Annotated in this window: 1 protein-coding gene; it reads right to left on the reverse strand. The window is 74.0% G+C overall.

The window, feature by feature from the left end; translation table 11 throughout:
- Positions 1 to 404, reverse strand: a 404-nt coding sequence (locus ACFHWE_RS23720; RefSeq protein WP_416604100.1) for an AMP-binding protein, incomplete at both ends; no start/stop codon positions are given.

A 404-nucleotide genomic window follows, 5' to 3' on the forward strand; every position in this document is an offset into this window, starting at 1 on the left:
ACCTCCCCGGGTTCGATCCTGAAGCCGCGGACCTTGACCTGGGCGTCGACGCGGCCGACCACCACCAGCTCTCCGTCGGCGGTCCACCGGCCCAGGTCACCGGTCCGGTACATCCGCTCCCCCGGGCCACCGAAGGGGTCGGCCACGAACCGCTCGGCGGTGGCGCCGGGCTGGCCCAGGTAGCCGTTGGCCAGGCCGATCCCCGCCGCGTACACCTCGCCCACCACGCCGACGGGCACCGGGCGCAGTTGCCCGTCGAGCACGTAGGTGCGCTTGTTGGCCAGCGGGCGGCCGACCGGCACCCCGCTCTCGGGCACGTCGGTGATCGTGGCGGCGTTGGTGAAGATCACCGACTCCACGGGGCCGTAGCCGTGCACCAGCCGCACGTGCGGGAACCGCTCCCG

The sequence above is a fragment of the Nocardiopsis sp. LOL_012 genome (assembly GCF_048060475.1).
GTDB lineage: Bacteria > Actinomycetota > Actinomycetes > Streptosporangiales > Streptosporangiaceae > Nocardiopsis.